The sequence below is a fragment of the Cyclonatronum sp. genome, assembly GCF_022565315.1.
In the GTDB taxonomy this organism is placed as follows: Bacteria; Bacteroidota; Rhodothermia; order Balneolales; family Cyclonatronaceae; genus Cyclonatronum.
This window is the reverse complement of the sequence record NZ_JAIUMX010000043.1, coordinates 1-15780: the sequence shown is the minus strand read 5'-3', so window position 1 is coordinate 15780 and position 15780 is coordinate 1. Positions and strand designations below refer to the sequence as shown.

11 protein-coding genes are annotated in these 15780 nt (G+C 52.5%); 1 reads left to right on the top strand and 10 read right to left on the bottom strand.

Annotated elements, in window-relative coordinates; translation table 11 throughout:
• Positions 1–544 precede the first annotated feature (544 nt).
• On the top strand, positions 545–976 hold the full coding sequence (locus LAT75_RS08610) for a UPF0158 family protein (RefSeq protein WP_291482244.1): 432 nt from the start codon (positions 545–547) through the stop codon (positions 974–976).
• Between the two features lie 97 nt (positions 977–1073).
• Here LAT75_RS08610 and LAT75_RS08605 read toward each other — a convergent pair whose 3' ends face one another.
• From LAT75_RS08605 to LAT75_RS08560, 10 genes are all read right to left on the bottom strand, one after another.
• Entirely contained in the window at positions 1074–3092 is a 2019-nt protein-coding gene (locus LAT75_RS08605) for a DUF2207 domain-containing protein (RefSeq protein WP_291482243.1), read from the bottom strand.
• Positions 3093–3342: 250 nt separating this feature from the next.
• Complete coding sequence (locus tag LAT75_RS08600; protein WP_291482242.1) at positions 3343–3654, bottom strand: hypothetical protein; 312 nt, start codon at positions 3652–3654, stop codon at positions 3343–3345.
• Between the two features lie 92 nt (positions 3655–3746).
• Positions 3747–6941 (bottom strand): efflux RND transporter permease subunit, encoded by a 3195-nt coding sequence (locus LAT75_RS08595; protein ID WP_291482241.1) that lies wholly within the window; start codon positions 6939–6941, stop codon positions 3747–3749.
• Between the two features lie 66 nt (positions 6942–7007).
• Positions 7008–8096, bottom strand: coding sequence for an efflux RND transporter periplasmic adaptor subunit (locus tag LAT75_RS08590; RefSeq protein WP_291482240.1), 1089 nt, complete (start codon positions 8094–8096; stop codon positions 7008–7010).
• Positions 8097–8139: 43 nt separating this feature from the next.
• A complete protein-coding gene (locus LAT75_RS08585; protein WP_291482239.1) occupies positions 8140–9507 on the bottom strand; it encodes a TolC family protein in 1368 nt (455 codons plus the stop codon).
• A 44-nt stretch (positions 9508–9551) separates the two neighbouring features.
• The gene (locus tag LAT75_RS08580) at positions 9552–10205 is read right to left on the bottom strand and encodes a metalloregulator ArsR/SmtB family transcription factor (RefSeq protein ID WP_291482238.1); all 654 of its coding nucleotides are present in this window, start codon (positions 10203–10205) and stop codon (positions 9552–9554) included.
• 355 nt (positions 10206–10560) lie between these two features.
• Positions 10561–10770 (bottom strand): hypothetical protein, encoded by a 210-nt coding sequence (locus tag LAT75_RS08575; RefSeq protein ID WP_291482237.1) that lies wholly within the window; start codon positions 10768–10770, stop codon positions 10561–10563.
• A gap of 201 nt (positions 10771–10971) precedes the next feature.
• The gene (locus LAT75_RS08570) at positions 10972–13068 is read right to left on the bottom strand and encodes a DUF2207 domain-containing protein (RefSeq protein WP_291482236.1); all 2097 of its coding nucleotides are present in this window, start codon (positions 13066–13068) and stop codon (positions 10972–10974) included.
• A 514-nt stretch (positions 13069–13582) separates the two neighbouring features.
• Positions 13583–13900: a DUF3467 domain-containing protein gene (locus tag LAT75_RS08565; protein WP_291482235.1), complete on the bottom strand. Its 318-nt coding sequence runs from the start codon at positions 13898–13900 to the stop codon at positions 13583–13585.
• A gap of 65 nt (positions 13901–13965) precedes the next feature.
• Entirely contained in the window at positions 13966–15342 is a 1377-nt protein-coding gene (locus tag LAT75_RS08560; RefSeq protein ID WP_291482234.1) for a cystathionine beta-synthase, read from the bottom strand.
• Between the last annotated feature and the right edge of the window lie 438 nt (positions 15343–15780).

Here is a 15780-nt window from a genome sequence, read left to right as displayed (position 1 = left end):
GATGCTTCACATTCCGGGAAAAAGAAAATTTGATAAACCCTTAATTTTCTTTTTAATAACCGCACCAAACTAAGCTTTTTTCGGATATATACAGTACCCTATTTTTCCGTTTGTGGAGAGTTTGGTAAAAACCGCTGCCAAAATGACCTGCAAATTAATACTCAAAACAATACTCAGGACTTCCGGGAGGTCCGCTTCACCCCATGAGCCTTAGCAGAAAGGCCCAAGCCGCGGGACACCACACAGTAAGTTTTGACGCCCCCGCCTCGCAAGCGGCACCTACATCTACCGCCTGCAAACCGGCAGCATCAGCATCACCAAAATGATGATGCTGGTGAAATAGACCTCACCTTAAAAACGAGTCCTAAAAATTTACAGCCTCAGTCGCCGGAAAGCGGCTGAGGCTTTTTTTTAGGATGATGTGATGCGGCCCGCGACACCGAATAAGCATTTTATTGATTTCAGCTCTTCGCCACAGCTTTTTATATTTCAGCTACCGATTTGGTTACCCTTCAGAAACCTTAACTCAAAACATCTTCACATCATGAAATTCCCTGACGAGGAAACGATCAGACAAATCACAGAGACACTTAACGATGGCATCATGTGTGTGTACATCCACAAAGAAACCGGGGAGTTGCTCCTCATCCCTACACAAGAAAACATGGACTATATGGGGAGTGATTTTATGGAGGAGGAAAGAAAAGAACTTGAGGAAAATGAAGAGCAATACGCTGAGATTTCGGGATGGGAAACCTGGGAGGCATTTGAGTATATGAAGGTTTTCGCCGAAGACCTTAGCTCTCATCCGGAACTTCAGGAACAGCTTTTGGAAGCACTTTCGAGGAGTAAACCCTTCCGGAATTTTAAAGACGTTCTTTTTGAAGACGAAGAGGTTCGGCAGCAGTGGTTCGATTTTGAAAGCAAATGGCAGCAGGCGCATGTAAGGAAGCGGCTTGAGTTCATCTTTGATTAAAGATGCCTGCCCTGCATCTCGTGCATAAAACATGAAAAGCTGACGTACTTTTGAGTTACGTCAGCTTTTCTGCTTCATACGGGAGGATACGCGGCCTTTAAATTCCTTTTTTTTCGTCATCAGGGCCCGCAGGTTCGCCCTTCCTGAGTTGGAGTTCTGAGCCTTTAAAATCTGTGTACTGCTTGAAGCTGCGCAGGGCCGTATCCTGCATAATGAAGTTGGTGAAATGCAGCACCTTGTCAGGGTCCGTATTTAGGTCAGGGCCCGGGCTGATGTTCTTAAGCTTTGTGAGCACCATGTTTTTCTGTTCCGGGGAAGCCGCAAAAATGGGGTAATACGGCCTGCTGTTCAGCTCGTTATAATTGTGCGGCCAGTTCAGCACCATGAAATCGGCCAGCAGATCTGAGGGGTTTTCGGTCTCTTCCGCTGGTCTCACATTTTTTCTGAGCGTGTTGATGTGGTCCCGGATGAATTTGCTGTAACGCAGGCCTTCGGCGCTTAGCTCGTAACGGTTCAGGACCGCAAAAATAAGCGCCGGGGCTGCAAACAGAAACAGAAAAAGCCCCATGAATGACTCAATCACCATCAGGTAAACAGCCACAAGCAGGGCGATGAGGCAAATATAAACCGGGTTACGCTTTTCTTCATAGAAGCTGAATCCGTCCTCCAGGTCTTCGAAGTAACTTTCGCGCACTTTTTCCCCGAGCATTTTGAGCGCAGCGCGGATTTCATCCGCTTCCTTTTTACCCGCCGCACCGCTGTCTTGCAGCAGCTTCAGCTTTGTTTTCGTGGGAAAAAGGGTTTTGAATTCAATCGCCTTTCCGCCGCTGCGGCTGCGCACGTAGGCAAGCAGCAGTTTATGCCAGGGTCGCAGGTTTTCATCCGGCTTGTCTTCAAGGGGAAGAATCTCAATTTTGGACCGCTCGATGAGCTGTTTAATCTGAAATGGCAGCATCTTCCGCAGAGCCGAATTTCCGAGCATCGATGTGATGGTTCTGTCGGTGAGATAGTCCGGCGGGATGCTGATCCTGATGCTGAGGTGTCCTTGCCGGGCCAGATCAATCAGCGCGAGGCCGGTGAGCCTGTGCACCCGGTTTCGGGGCTGCAGCACTTCCGCGCTGTAAAGCGTTTTCATGACCCCGACCGGCAGCCGTCGGATATCGGCCATGGTGAGCGGCTGGTTAAAGTCCAGCTCTTTGACCTGCTTCTTCCGCTTTCTTTTGCGGGACCGCCGGGCTATGATGGTGAACAGGCTCAGCAACAGCATCACCCAGCCAAGCGGGCGGGCGAAGCCGCGTTTTTGTGCGAGACCCTGCTCGCGCAGCATCCTTTCTTCGGTGCGTGCAACCCAGGCTTCATATTCAGCTTCGAGGCTCTGCACGCTTACAGCCGATCTGCCCGCAGCTTCCGGCAGGCCCGGTACCGCATCACCGGAAAACAACGCTCTGAGGTGCACCGGGCGCGCTAACCGCAGATTTACCGGCGGCAGGGTGATCCGGGTTTCTCCGGTTACCTCAGTCAGGAGCTGCAGCGGCTCTCCGTCATTCTCCGTAAAAAGTCGCGCAAACGAAACCTCTGCCGGTTCCGTCTCAAACCCAAGGGAGAGTGAAATGGCGAGCCCGCCAACCGACGGACGCGCCTGCCCTTCGGCCATGTTCAGTTCGCCCCCGTTCGCGAACACGTGATTGAGGTACGCAAATTCACCCGCCTGCTGAACGGCGCCTGAAAGCCGGTAGCGGATCCGGACTTCGGTTTCCCCGAACCTGCCAAAAATGAGCAGCGTTTGCCGGTCGGGCTGCTGCTGCACGAAATAGCCCGGCCCCGGCTCTTCAGCCGCGGGATTGCTTGCGTATTCAGGCAGCGTTCTGAAAACTTCGATCGGCTCCCCGTTCAGAACCACATCCATCACCTCAAGCTGACGGCCGCCGTGATAGAGGTCAGCCGGAAAGTGAGACCGGAAAAAATTCAGCTTGTAGCGGCGGGTTTCGGAAACCATCAGGCTGCCGTCGGCCTGAACCTCCGCCTCGACCTGCAGCTGCTCGAAGGTGTCCCGGTTGGATTGTGCATTTGCAGCGGTAACATGCGGGCCGATCGCATCAGCAGCGGCAGTTATCAAAAAACAAAGCGCTAACACGCGCAGCAAGCCGGTCCCGGCCCGGGGACTCATCATACAAAACAAAAACATTTGCCCGTCTGTTTAGATCGTCATTTCAGTAGTTGATTGAAAATACTAAAATGAAATCAAAGACGGGCAACTCGATTCAGGTGTTAATCTCCGGAATCATTTTGCAGCCCATAAAGTTATTGGGAGCCGTTTAGCCGGGTTTTCTCCGGGATGGCATCTGCCGGCAGGCAAAAAAACCGGCTTAAACAAATGATTCAACGGCGATTTCATAGGCGTGCAGCGGGTTGTCGCGGCGGCCGGCCCAGCTTTCGTTGTAGGCCCGGATTTCTTCCAGCACCACTTTCACCGTTTCTTCGGTCTGAAAGGAAAAAAACAGGGTCGAATAAATACCGTGATCGCCCTGCGAGAACCAGCTGCGCACGTCGGGCTGATGCTTTTCGGTGCGGAAGCCATGCATGGGCGTTTCGCTGAAAACCGAAACCTTGTTCCGGCTCATCACCTGCCGGACTTCGTCTGCAAATTCAGCTACACTGAGGATTATGAGGAGTTTCATAGCGGCTTGAGAATTGGGTTGAGTGGTGAAACAGAGCCTGCCGGAGCCCGCAAAACTGCGGCACCGGCAGGATGTTTTTTTGAATGAAGGAATTACTTCTTGACCATGAAATAAATCAGGGGCACGGTAATGAGGGTGAGCGCGGTAGAGGCAAGTGCCCCTCCCATGAGCGAAATAGCCAGACCCTGGAAAATCGGGTCGAACAGAATCACGATGGCACCGATCACTACGGTACCGGCCGTGAGCAGAATCGGCATGGTGCGAACGGCACCGGCTTCGATAACGGCATCGTGCAGGTTTTTGCCCTCTTTAAGGCTGATTTGGATGAAGTCGATGAGGAGCACCGAGTTCCGCACCATAATCCCGGCCAGCGCAATGAGGCCGATCATGGAAGTAGCGGTAAAGAAGGCGCCGGTGAACCAGTGACCGAGCAGGATGCCGATCAGCGACAGCGGGATGGCGATCATCATAATGATGGGCACCCCGAAATCCTGGAACCAGCCCACAATCAGGATGTAGATGATGATGAGCACGACCGCAAAGGCAATACCGAGGTCACGAAAGACCTCAAGGGTGATCTGCCACTCGCCGTCCCATTTTACGGTTACGTTTTCGCTGTTGAAGGGCTGCCCGGCGAAAAGCTGCGTAACGCTTGTGCCGCCGGCCTGAAGGGCGTCGATCTGCGCGCCGGCATCGAGGATGGCGTAAACCGGGCTTTCGATAGCTCCGGCAACTTCAGCCACTACATACACAACCCGCCGCTGATTTTTCCGGAAGATGCTGCTTTGCAGGGTCTGCTCTTCTACCTGAACGAGATCCGCAACCGGTAGCATGGCGCCCGTTTGCGACTGCACGTGCAGGCCGGCAAGGCTGCCGATACCCGAGCGGGATGCTTCATCGAGCTTCAGCACCATCGGGATGGGATCGGCATGGCGCGGCTGATACAGGTGCGACACCGGATGCTCACCGAGCACAAGGCCCAGACTCTCCGTAAGCTGCATCGGGGCGACGCCGCTGAGCGCGGCTTTTTCGCGCATCACCGAGAAGCGGTATTCGGTTTGGGCGGCTTCAACCATCCAGTCAACATCCACAATACCGTCGGTTTGTTCGAAGATGGTCATAATTTCGGCGGCAACACTTCGCTGCAGCTCAAGGTCAGGCCCGTACACTTCGGCTACCAGCGTTGACAGTACGGGCGGTCCCGGAGGCACTTCAACAACTTTTACGTTCGCGCCGTACCGCAGCCCGATTTCCTGCACCAACGGACGCATCCGCTTGGCGATGTCGTGGCTCTGATCCGAGCGCTCGCTTTTATCCACGAGGTTCACCTGTATATCGGCCACGTGTGGCAGCTGCCGCATGTCGTAGCTGCGCACCAGCCCGTTGAAGTTGATCGGCGCATTGGTACCCACATACACCTGATAATCATACACTTCCGGAATCTGAAGCAGCCCCAGGGCTACTTCCTGTGCTACGGCATGCGTGCGCTCCAGGGTTGTGCCTTCCGGCATATCGATGATGAGTTGAACCTCATTTTTATTGTCGAACGGAAGCATCTTCACTTCCACCCAGCGCACATAAAAGAGCAGCAGGGTTGCGAACAGTACCGCGGTAGTGCCGAGCAGGAAGGTCCACCGGAGCCAGGCTTTCGCCATGAGCGGACGCATGGTGCCCGCGTAGATTTTAAAAATCACGGTTTCTTCGAGCTTGTACGGTTTCGGCTGCTTTTTGCCGGCTTTGGGCTCGGGCTCCTGAAGCAGACGATACCCCAGCCAGGGCGTTACAATCAGGGAAACGATGAGGGAGAAAATCATCGCAACGGTTGCGCCAATGGCGATGGGGCTCATGTAGGGGCCCATCAGTCCGGAAACAAACGCCATCGGGATAACCGCAGCAATTACGGTGAAGGTCGCCAGAATGGTCGGGTTGCCGACTTCATTTATCGCGTAGATGGCTGCCTGCCGGAAAGGCAGTTTCTTGATCTTGAAGTGACGGTGCATATTTTCCGCCACGATAATCGAGTTATCGACCACGATACCCGTAACAAACACCAGCGCAAACAGGGTGATGCGGTTAAGGGTGTAATCGTACATGTAGTAGAAAAACAGCGTGAGGGCAAAGGTGATGGGCACCGAAATGAACACCACGAGTCCGCCGCGCCAGCCCATAGCGAGGAATACCACAAAGGTAACCGCAAGCACAGCCACCAGCAGATGCACCAGCAGGGTGTTTACTTTCTCGGTTGCGGTCATGCCGTAGTTGCGGGTTACGACCACTTCTACATCGCTTGTAAGCAGGCTGCCGCTGAGCTGCCGGTTCATCTCCAGTACCTGATTGGCGATGGTGTTGGCATCGGCGCCCTGCCGCTTGGCAATCGAAATGGTGACCGCCGGATAGCTGAGACCGGCTTCAGTTTCGTAGCGCTCCGCCGCTGCAGGACCGTGGCTGTAGGTCGCGTAATTCACGGCGCGGCCGGGTCCGTCGGTTACGCGGGCAACATCCCGAAGGAAAACCGGCTCGCCCTCGTGTACGCCCAAAACCAGGGAGGCCACATCATCAGCTGATTCGAGAAAGCTTCCGGTCTGCACCAGAAACTCGGTATCATTTCGGCTGAAGCTGCCGCTGCGGAACTCACTGTTCGCCGCCTGAATGGTTTGGGCTACCCGGATGGCATCAACCCCGAATGCCGCCATGCGGGCCGGATCGAGGGTAATTTCCACCGCACGGGTTCGGCCGCCGTGAATCCGGATCTGCGAAACATCGGGGATGCTCGTGAGCTCGTTGGAAAGCTGCTGCGCCATCTGCCGGAGCAGGTAGTCGTCTTTGGAGCCGTCGCGGCTGTACATCGTGAGGGTTACGATGGGCACATCATTAATCGAGCGGGACTTCACCAGCGGCATCGTAACGCGCTCGGGCTTGGTATCCATGAAGCGCATGATTTCATTGTAGAGGCGCACAAGGCTGCGCTCCACATCTTCACCCACATAAAAACGGGCAGAAACCACGGCCATTTCCGGCATGGAAGTCGAGTAGATGTACTCCACGCCCGAAATGTTCGAAATTACTTTTTCAAGGGGGATAGAGATGGTGTTCTCCACTTCTTCGGGAGATGCACCGGGGTAACCGATAAAAATATCGGCCATGGGCACATCAATCTGAGGCTCCTCCTCGCTCGGGGTCAGCCAAACGCCGTAGGCCCCGATGGCGAGGAAGGCGATCATGAGCAACAGCGTGAGCTTGGAGTCGATGAAGGCCTGTGCAATTTTTCCTGCTAAACCAGTATTCATAAAATTTTTGAGTTATTCCGTAATCGGTTTTTGATATCGTTGCTTTACAGAGGGGGTGAAACTGATTTACCAGCTCAGCAGCTGACCCTGACGAACCGGGCTTTCAAGCTCGCTGATATAGCGCTCGCCCTCACGCAGACCGGAGATGATTTCGACCCGGCCTTCGTGTTCGCGGCCGGTACGCACCCAGCGCAGCACCGCCTGATTCGATTCGGTAACGGCATAAATACCGGTGAGCTGCCCGCGATGTACGAGCGCCGTTTGCGGGATGAAGATGGCAGGATCGTCGGTAACGCTCAGGTGCAGGCTTGCAAACATGCCGGGCCTAACGCCGGTGGTATCGGCCGAAAACGGCAGCAGGGCCTCAGCAGAAAACTGCCGCGACATCTGATCTCCGGTGCTGTTTATGCGCGTAAGGGCTACTTCCAGCAGCTCCATGCCGGCCGCCGGAATGCTGTAACGAACCACATCGCCGGGCTGAATGCCGCTCACGAGACTTTCGGGGAGATGCGCCCGAACCTTGAGCAGCCCCGGGCTTGAGAGCGTTACGATAGGATGTCCGGGCGCGGCAAGATCGCCCGTGCGCATAAATTTGCGGGATACAACGCCGTCGAAAGGCGCCCGGATTACGGTGTAGGCCAGCATCTCGCGAACTTCCTGCTCAGAGGCATCCAGCATTTCGAGCTGCGCTTTAGCCATGTTGTAGGCTGCGGTAACTTCATCGAGCTCGTGCCGGGTTGCGCTCTCCTGCTCAAACAAATTCGTGATGCGGCGGAAAGAAGCTGCGGCAAGCTCATAGCCGGCAGAGGCCTGCAACTTAGCCGCCTGTATCTGCATCAGCTGTGCGCGGATCTGATCATCTTTGATGCGGGCAACGACCTCGCCCCTTCTCACGCGGTCGCCTTCGTTTACGTCAAGCTGTGTGATGGTGCCCATTACGATGGTGCTGAGGCGGGCTTCCTGCGTGCTCACAACGGAGGCCGGGAAGGTGTGGGTTGCCGGCGTTACTTCGCTCTGTGCAAGTGCAGTGCTGACCGCAAGCGGACGCTCAGGTTCCTGAACATCGGGGCTCCCTCCGCAGGCCTGCAAAAACAGGGCAGACGCCATAAGTGCGGAAATCAAAAGGACGGTTTTGTAGCTATGGATGAATTTCATTGATTTTTGAGTTTAACAGATGGATTATTTTGATTTCTAAAACTTAGTTGCCGAGCAGCAGCTCAAGGGCGGCAGCGCTCATATTGAATTGGAAATAAGCTTCAAGCTGCTGAAGCTGGCTTTCTGAAAGGCGGGTCTGCGCCACGAGCAGATCTGTTGTGCGCTCCATGCCTTCCGCGTAGCGGTTGGCGCGGATGCGGGCATTTTCCGAGGCCCCGGCTATGGCTTCTTCTGAAAGGGCGATGCGGTCGCGGGCATGCTCAAGCGCCCGGGCTGCCTGACGCAGCTGCGTGTGCTGCTCATGCTGAAACTGTTCGAGTCCGGTGCGGGCCATCCTGGCCCGTGCTGAAGCTTCGGCATAGCGGCCGGCCTGCTGCATTCCGGAAAAGAGATTCCAGCTGAGGTTGGCGCCTATCATGTAGGCCGAGGAGCCAAAACCGAAGGGATCATTGTCGTTCAGCTCGAAACTGCCGAACACATTCAGGCGGGGCAGAAAGCTGTAGGCCGCCGATTTCACCATCTGATCGGCCGCATCAGCCTGAAGAGAGGCGGAACGCACAAAAGCATTGTCGGGCGCGGATTCAGGGAGTCCGGTTCCCGGCTGCATTGGGCTGCTGTCAGTGAGGGCATCGGTCGTGTGAATTTGCGTGAGGGAATCCATGCCAAGCAGCAGTGCCAGATTTTCCTGTGCGGCATCTGTATCATTTACGGCCTTTACCAGCTTGTTTTCGAGCTCGAGGCGATGCACGCGGGCGGCAAGCAGGTCTTCGCGGCTGAGCATGCCCTCATCAAAAAAGTTCTGCGCCTGTGTTTCGTAGGCCTTTGCTGTTTCCACGGCTTCGGCAAGTACCTGCTGTACTTCGCGGTACAGCACAAGCTCGAAGTAGGCCTGCTTTACCCGGTAGGCGGTCATGGCTGCGGTGCCCTGCACCATATAGCCGGCGGCCTCGTACTGCGTGCGGGCAGCGCGCCTTGCCTGAATCATGTCCGAATTAAAAACCGGCTGCTGCACCATAAGCCGTGCCGAGAAGTTTTCGTAGGCACCGGGATCATTGAGCCGGGTCGGATCAAAATCCTGCGCTGTTACCTGCTGCTGTTTCAGCTTAAAGCCGAAAACATTTAGCGGATCGTCGGTTGAAAGCGCCTGATACTCGAGGGAAACCGAAGGCAGAAACACCGCATTTGACTGACGAAACTGCGCCCGCGCGGCCTGCTGCTCGTGCTGCTTCATGCGGATATCGCGGTTGCTTTCAGCAGCCAGCTCAAGCGCCTGCTCCAGCGACAAATCCAGCTGCTGCTGCGCGCTGAGCTGTTTGGGCATCAGCAGCAGGGCTGCGATGAGCAGCAGTAAAGCTGTAACACCAGGCCAGCGGTGAAGGGTAAAAGGTGATGTTGATTCCTGATAATTCATAGAATATATGACTATGTAGTAATATTTTGGTTAAAAAAAAGTTCTTACTCAGCAACCTGACTTTGCTCCCACTCGGGCAGCCCCTTTTCCATGCGCCGGGCTCTGAAGCCGTTTGCCCGAAGCAGCTCAACGGCTTCGTCAGCCATCAGGCAGAACTCGCCCCGGCAGTAGGTGATGATCTCGCGGTCGGCGGGTAGCTCCGCCATGCGCGCTTTCAGCTCCCGCACGGGGATTGAAATGGCACCGGGCAGGCGCGCAATCTGAAATTCTTCGGCTGGGCGCACATCAAGCAGCAGGATTTCGCCGCTGTTCAGCTTTTGGGAAATTTCCTCAAACGAAACCTGATTGCTGCTGTTTTTTTCAGCCCGGTAGGCGTCGAGCAGCCTCCCGATTTCAGCATTTTGCCGCGCCGCCGTGGAGCGAAGCAGGCAGAGAAGCTGAAGCATACCGGCATCAGCAAGCTGGTAAAAAACCTGCTTCCCGTCTTTGTCAGCACTCACCAGCCGCGCCTTACGAAGCACCTGCAGGTGGGCCGAAGTATTTGCCACACTCAGGCCGGTATGCCCGGCAACGTACTCAACCGATACCGGACCCTGCGCAAGCAGGTCCAGAATCTCCAGACGCAGCGGATTCCCCAGCGCCTTGGTTAAAGAAGCTGACTCCGAGTAAAGCTGTTTTTTGAATTGTGATGTTTTCATAGGCTTTTTGATTCCGCCTAATATACGGCAATATTCAATCATTCAAAATATTTATTGAATGATTGTTTTTTCAGAAATACCAACGGAATGCAGATGAGATGCCCCTTCCGGAGAGCGTACTTGCACTCACGGGCAAGAAACCAATCGCATGGGCCGGATTTAAACTTCCCGACAGAGAAATAATATGGGCAGGAAAAACAGGCCCCATCCCTTTTTATCATGTTAATATTACAGGTGTTAAGTTCCCCTATAAATCACGTACACCATCTGTAATCCATTCATTGGTACAGCCCTATCCGCTGAGAACAGGCAACCCGATAAGCTTGTCAGTAAACGTACTTTATAAGGACCTTTATCAGACGAGTGCCGGGTATTCAATTTCAAACTGCGTTCCGGACGGTAAATCAGATACCGTATCTGCGGCGTATATTTTCAATTGCTTCCCACGCATCGAAACCCGGCCATCATCCATAATTTCAGCTTTTCCGCATAATGGGTCTGACTGGTGAGTAACATCATCAAAGCCATCATGGCCATAACAGGTTTGGTGATGCACCTCAAACATCCAGGTGATTATCGGGCAGCAGACCGCACCTCTGCCAAAACATCCGACATTAGCGGACAGTAATTAGGCAAAATGGCAAAAGAACCAGAAGCACATTTAAACGACTGGTTCTTTTGAAATCGGCATTAGGCAGGAGTCTGACCGGAAAGCAGGCGAGTTCCAGAAGTCAGGCAGGTCAGTTTTGTTACTCCGGCAGCTGTATCAGTCATATTTTTTTTTCTTAACCTGACCTTTGTAAACATTCCTGAAGAATCCGGGGTCAGATGCCACGAAATCCACATAATGCATGAAGCTTCGCAGGCAAGTATCCTGCATAACGTAATTGCTGTAATGCAAAACCCGGTCGAGTTCAATATCGGGTTCGGGACCAAAACTGATGTTTTCTGTTTTTTGCAGTACCAGCTTAGCATGCTTCGGCGATTTTGCAAAAATAGGGTAATCAGGCCGGTTATGAAGCTCGCTGTAAAGTTGCGGCCAGTTCAGTACCATGAAATCGGTCACCAGATCGGCAGGGTTTTCAGATTCATCAGCAGGTATTCCGTTTTTCCGAAGCCAGTTGATGTGCTCACGAATTTTTTTACTGTAGCGCAAGCCTTCAGCCGTTAACTCATAACGGTTCAGGAGGGCAAAGAGCAGTGCCGGGGCTGCAAAAACAAACAGAAAAAGGCCCATAAATGACTCAAGGGCCATGAAATAGACAGACACAAGCAGTGCAATCAGGCAAATGTAAACCGAGTTTCGCTTCTCTTCAAAAAGCCCCAGACCATCCTCCAGGTCTTCGAAGAAAGTTTCCCGCAGGGTTTCTTTCAGCATTTTAAGGACATTACGCAATTCCTCAGCTTGTTTCTCCCCATCATTGCCGGTCTTCCTAAGCTCCTGCAGTTTGGTCTTGGTCGGAAAAAGTGCTTTCAGTTCGATTGCTTCCCCCTTGCAACGGTTTCTGATGTAGGCGAGCAGCACCTTATGCCAGGGCCTGATTGTTTCTTCCTGCTTGTCTTCGAGGGGAAGAATCCGGATTTGTGCATTTTCGATGATCTTTTTGACTCCGAAAGGCAACATCTCCCGGAAAGAATTTTCGCGAAAATATGGGATAATGTCGGGATCCGATAAAAAAGATTGCGGCAGGTAGATTTCCATTTTTATATGTCCGGCGCGGGCCAAATCAATCAAAGCGAGTCCGGTGAGCCTGTGTACGCGGTTTCGCGGCTGCAGCGTATCAACGCTGTAGAGTGTATTTACCACACCGCCCGGAAGCTTCCGGATATCAGCCAGGGTGAGCTCCTGATCAAAATCGAGCTCTTTGACCTTTTTTTTGCGTTTCCTGTTCCTGGATCGTCTTGAAAATATTGTGTACAAACAAAGCAGCAGCATTACCCAGCCTGCAGGCATAAAAAGCTTGCTTTTACCTGCCAGCCGCTCTTCCCGCTGCTGCGCTTCCTCTAACCGGTTCACCCATGATTCATACTCTGCCTCCAGGCTCTCCACTGTTACATTGGAAAGAGCGGCGGTTGCGGGCAGGTCTGGTACCGCATCAAAACTGAATAAGACCCTCGCCCTTTGCGTAGGGGAGAGTTGATTGGGATAAGGAGGCATCCGCATTACGACCTCCGGCTGCTCTGTAAGCTCAAATTCTACCGGCACCCTGCGCATATCGGCTAACAGCCGGGCAAAGGGTACTTCTTCCGGTTGCTGCTCAAAACGGATTTCCAAAGTTTTTCCCCAGTCCCGCCGGACCGGCCACCGCAGCTCATTATCCGCAGTTCCCCGCGGTCTGGCATCTGCAAATGTATAGTTCAGAAAGGCAAAACGACCGGCATTCTCAACAGCTCCTTCAATTCTGTAGCGCAGCCGTAGTTCAAATTCTCCAAACCGGCCAAAGAAAATCAGTGTTTTGAATGTATTATGATGCTCTAAAACAAAACCCCGGCGGCTTTCAGCATCATCTTCAGGATTATACGAAAAAGCTGGCTGCGACTCCGCTTCCTCAAGCTTTTCATCGTTGAAGAATACTTCCAGATCAGAAATCCGATGGTTTCCGTGTATGATGTCAGCGGGGAAATACTCACGGAACAAATAGATGTTGTACCTGCGGGTTTCCTTGATGAGGAGGGAACCGTCAGTTTGCACCCTTACATCCATATCCAGCCGTTCGTAAACATCAGGATTGAAATGCTGCATGGGCACTCCGTAAAGCTCAGAATTACCCGGCAGTAAGGATGCAGGAAACTGAATGAATAACACAAGCAATGCGGCCCCAAAAAAACGACGAAGCTTCACATCAAAAAACATTTTTGCCATTATGTTTATTTTAAATTCAATATTATCAACATCAGCAATGATAATACTGAATCTCAGGTAAACTTGGGCAAGCCGTTTTGACCAAATTTTCCTGACCGCTTTTTAATCTCCCCCCTAATGGAGCCCGTATTGCCCGATTTTGGGGAGATGAGTGCTGCAGAACCGGACCGGCATCGGGTTTACAAAAAGTATTTGTCAGCAATCTGATAGGTGTGCAACGGTTTATAACTGAGCACTCTTCTGTCCGCATGATATTAATGCGGGATAAAGGTGCGGCACCTCGTTTTTCTGACAGGGGCCGAATTTCTGTTATAATAGCAATACGGGGAGAAAAACCTGCTCACCCTTCATTTTCGGGAATACCATAGTCGTGATGTGACCGGCAAAGCCGCATCTAAAGGTCTGTGTCAGGTCAGGAATTGAGCTGAGGCCTCTTCGCCATCACCCTAAATAAAAAAACCCCGGCCTGCTGATGCAAACCGGGGGTGATTTCGGGTTTCGGGAACTGAAAAAATCAAGCCTCAGGCAGCGGACCGCGGTAGTTGAACGGCACATCGGGCCTTCCGCTGGTTTTGATGGTGCCGTGCTGCTTTTCATAACGGTTGATGTTATCATTCAGGGCACCGGCAAGCCGCTTGGCATGGTCGGGTGTGAGCACGAGGCGCTTCATCACCTTGGCTTTGGGCAGGCCCGGCATCACCGCGATAAAATCAAACACAAACTCCGAGGGTGAGTGTGTAATCATCACGAGATTGGAGTAGGTGCCGGGGGCTTCCTCTTTGGTGAGTTCAATTTCAAGTTTTTGCTGCTTTCCTTGCTTTTGCTGATCCATGATTGATTGGGTTGATGTACGTTTATTTAACGGATGATGGTTTTCCGGCGGATTCGAAAATCCGGTCAGGCCGACAGGGTCTGGATTAAATCGCTTCTGGTGATGATTTCGTAGCTGCCGTCTTTCATCCGGACCACGACCGCCTGATTCGACTGATTCAGCAGGGCCGTAACTTCCGGAAACGGGGTCGAGTATTCAACAACCGGGAACGGTTTGTCCATCATTTTGGCAACTTTCATGCCACGCGCACCCGGATCCTGAATTAAAAGGGAAAGAATCATCGAGTCGGTAACACTTCCTGTAAATTTATTACCGTCCATTACGGGCACCTGAGAAATGCCGCTTTCGTTCATGCGGTCGATTACATCCGAAAGTTTTTCATGCTCCTGCGCCACGATCAGGCCTGAGGCGCTTTCACCCTTCATACGAACCACAAAATCCGCAACGCGGGAAGAAGGCGGCTCCATGAAGTTATTCTGAATCATCCATTCGTCGTTGTAAATCTTTGATACGTAACGGGTTCCGCTGTCCGGCAGGATTACAACCACCACATCATTCTCACCAAGATTATTGATGCGGGCATACTCGAGCGCACCCCAAACGGCCGCCCCGCAGGAGCCGCCGATGAAAATACCTTCCTTGCGTGCGAGATCACGGGTAGTTACAAAGGCCTCCTTATCGGGGCACTGAATCACTTCATCGATGTAATCAAAATCGACATTAGCGGGAATAATATCCTCTCCTATACCTTCTGTCAGGTATGGTGCAATCTGCGTTTTGTCAAATTCCCGTGTCTTGAAATACGACAGATAGACAGAACCGACGGAATCGACCCCGACTACTTTTATTTTTGAATTCTGCTCTTTCAGGAATTTTGCTGTACCTGTTATAGTGCCGCCCGTGCCCATACCTGCCACGTAGTGCGTCACTTTACCATCGGTTTGTTCCCAGATTTCGGGGCCGGTTGTTTCGTAGTGTGCCTGACGGTTGCTCAGGTTGTCGTACTGATTCGGATAATAGGAATTGGGAATTTCCTCGCTCAGCCTTTTGGCAACCGAGTAATAGCTGCGAGGGTCGTCAGGCTCCACATTGGTCGGGCAGATGCGCACCTCTGCGCCAAGGGCACGGAGCAGGTTTACCTTTTCCATGCTCTGCTTGTCGGTGGTGGTGAAAATACACTTGTAGCCTTTAACGGCAGCGGCAAGAGCAAGCCCCATACCCGTGTTACCGGAAGTTCCTTCAATAATGGTCCCCCCGGGTTTGATGAGGCCTTTCGCCTCGGCATCTTCAATCATTTTAACGGCGATGCGATCTTTCACACTTTGGCCGGGATTGAAGTACTCGACTTTAACCAGCACGGTCGCTTTGGTTTTAGCCGCCACTTTCTGGAGCTTAATGAGCGGCGTGTTGCCGATGGTTTCAAGGATTGATTGTTTCCACATAACATTCAAAATTTGTAGGTTGATTAAAACAACTTCCGGCCGGCATAACAGCCTGAATCAGGTGTGCCATTTTCTAAGAACAAAACAGCTTTAAAATTTGTGCGCCTTTGGTTTTAGCTGAGAAAGACTTGCTCTATCTTGTTCTTTCAGGATTTTTTCCGATGGATGGCTTTCTGAGCCAGCCAGGAAATCATCAATTGTCAAAAGGTCTTTTTTCTTCCGGTAAAGGATCCTACCGGCAGACTTTGTAATAAATTTAACTTACGCCTTGAGCCGAAAAAAACCAACTTTAAACCATTATCAAACACGGAAATTGTATTCAGGCGGGCCGGTGAGTACAATGCGGGCTCAGGCATGGCCGAAGTTTATTTTGCCCGTGCACGCGCTGCTGTTGCTGCTGCTCGTTTGGGGATCGGCCTGCTCCACGCTAATCGAACG

Excerpts from the sequence above, each read along its gene's own strand:
- LAT75_RS08610 (WP_291482244.1), top strand. The coding sequence starts at position 545 with ATGAAATTCCCTGACGAGGAAACGATCAGACAAATCACAGAGACACTT.
- LAT75_RS08600 (WP_291482242.1), bottom strand. The coding sequence starts at position 3,654 with ATGAAACTCCTCATAATCCTCAGTGTAGCTGAATTTGCAGACGAAGTC.
- LAT75_RS08595 (WP_291482241.1), bottom strand. The coding sequence starts at position 6,941 with ATGAATACTGGTTTAGCAGGAAAAATTGCACAGGCCTTCATCGACTCC.
- LAT75_RS08590 (WP_291482240.1), bottom strand. The coding sequence starts at position 8,096 with ATGAAATTCATCCATAGCTACAAAACCGTCCTTTTGATTTCCGCACTT.
- LAT75_RS08585 (WP_291482239.1), bottom strand. The coding sequence starts at position 9,507 with ATGAATTATCAGGAATCAACATCACCTTTTACCCTTCACCGCTGGCCT.
- LAT75_RS08580 (WP_291482238.1), bottom strand. The coding sequence starts at position 10,205 with ATGAAAACATCACAATTCAAAAAACAGCTTTACTCGGAGTCAGCTTCT.
- LAT75_RS08575 (WP_291482237.1), bottom strand. The coding sequence starts at position 10,770 with ATGTTTGAGGTGCATCACCAAACCTGTTATGGCCATGATGGCTTTGAT.
- LAT75_RS08570 (WP_291482236.1), bottom strand. The coding sequence starts at position 13,068 with ATGGCAAAAATGTTTTTTGATGTGAAGCTTCGTCGTTTTTTTGGGGCC.
- LAT75_RS08565 (WP_291482235.1), bottom strand. The coding sequence starts at position 13,900 with ATGGATCAGCAAAAGCAAGGAAAGCAGCAAAAACTTGAAATTGAACTC.
- LAT75_RS08560 (WP_291482234.1), bottom strand. The coding sequence starts at position 15,342 with ATGTGGAAACAATCAATCCTTGAAACCATCGGCAACACGCCGCTCATT.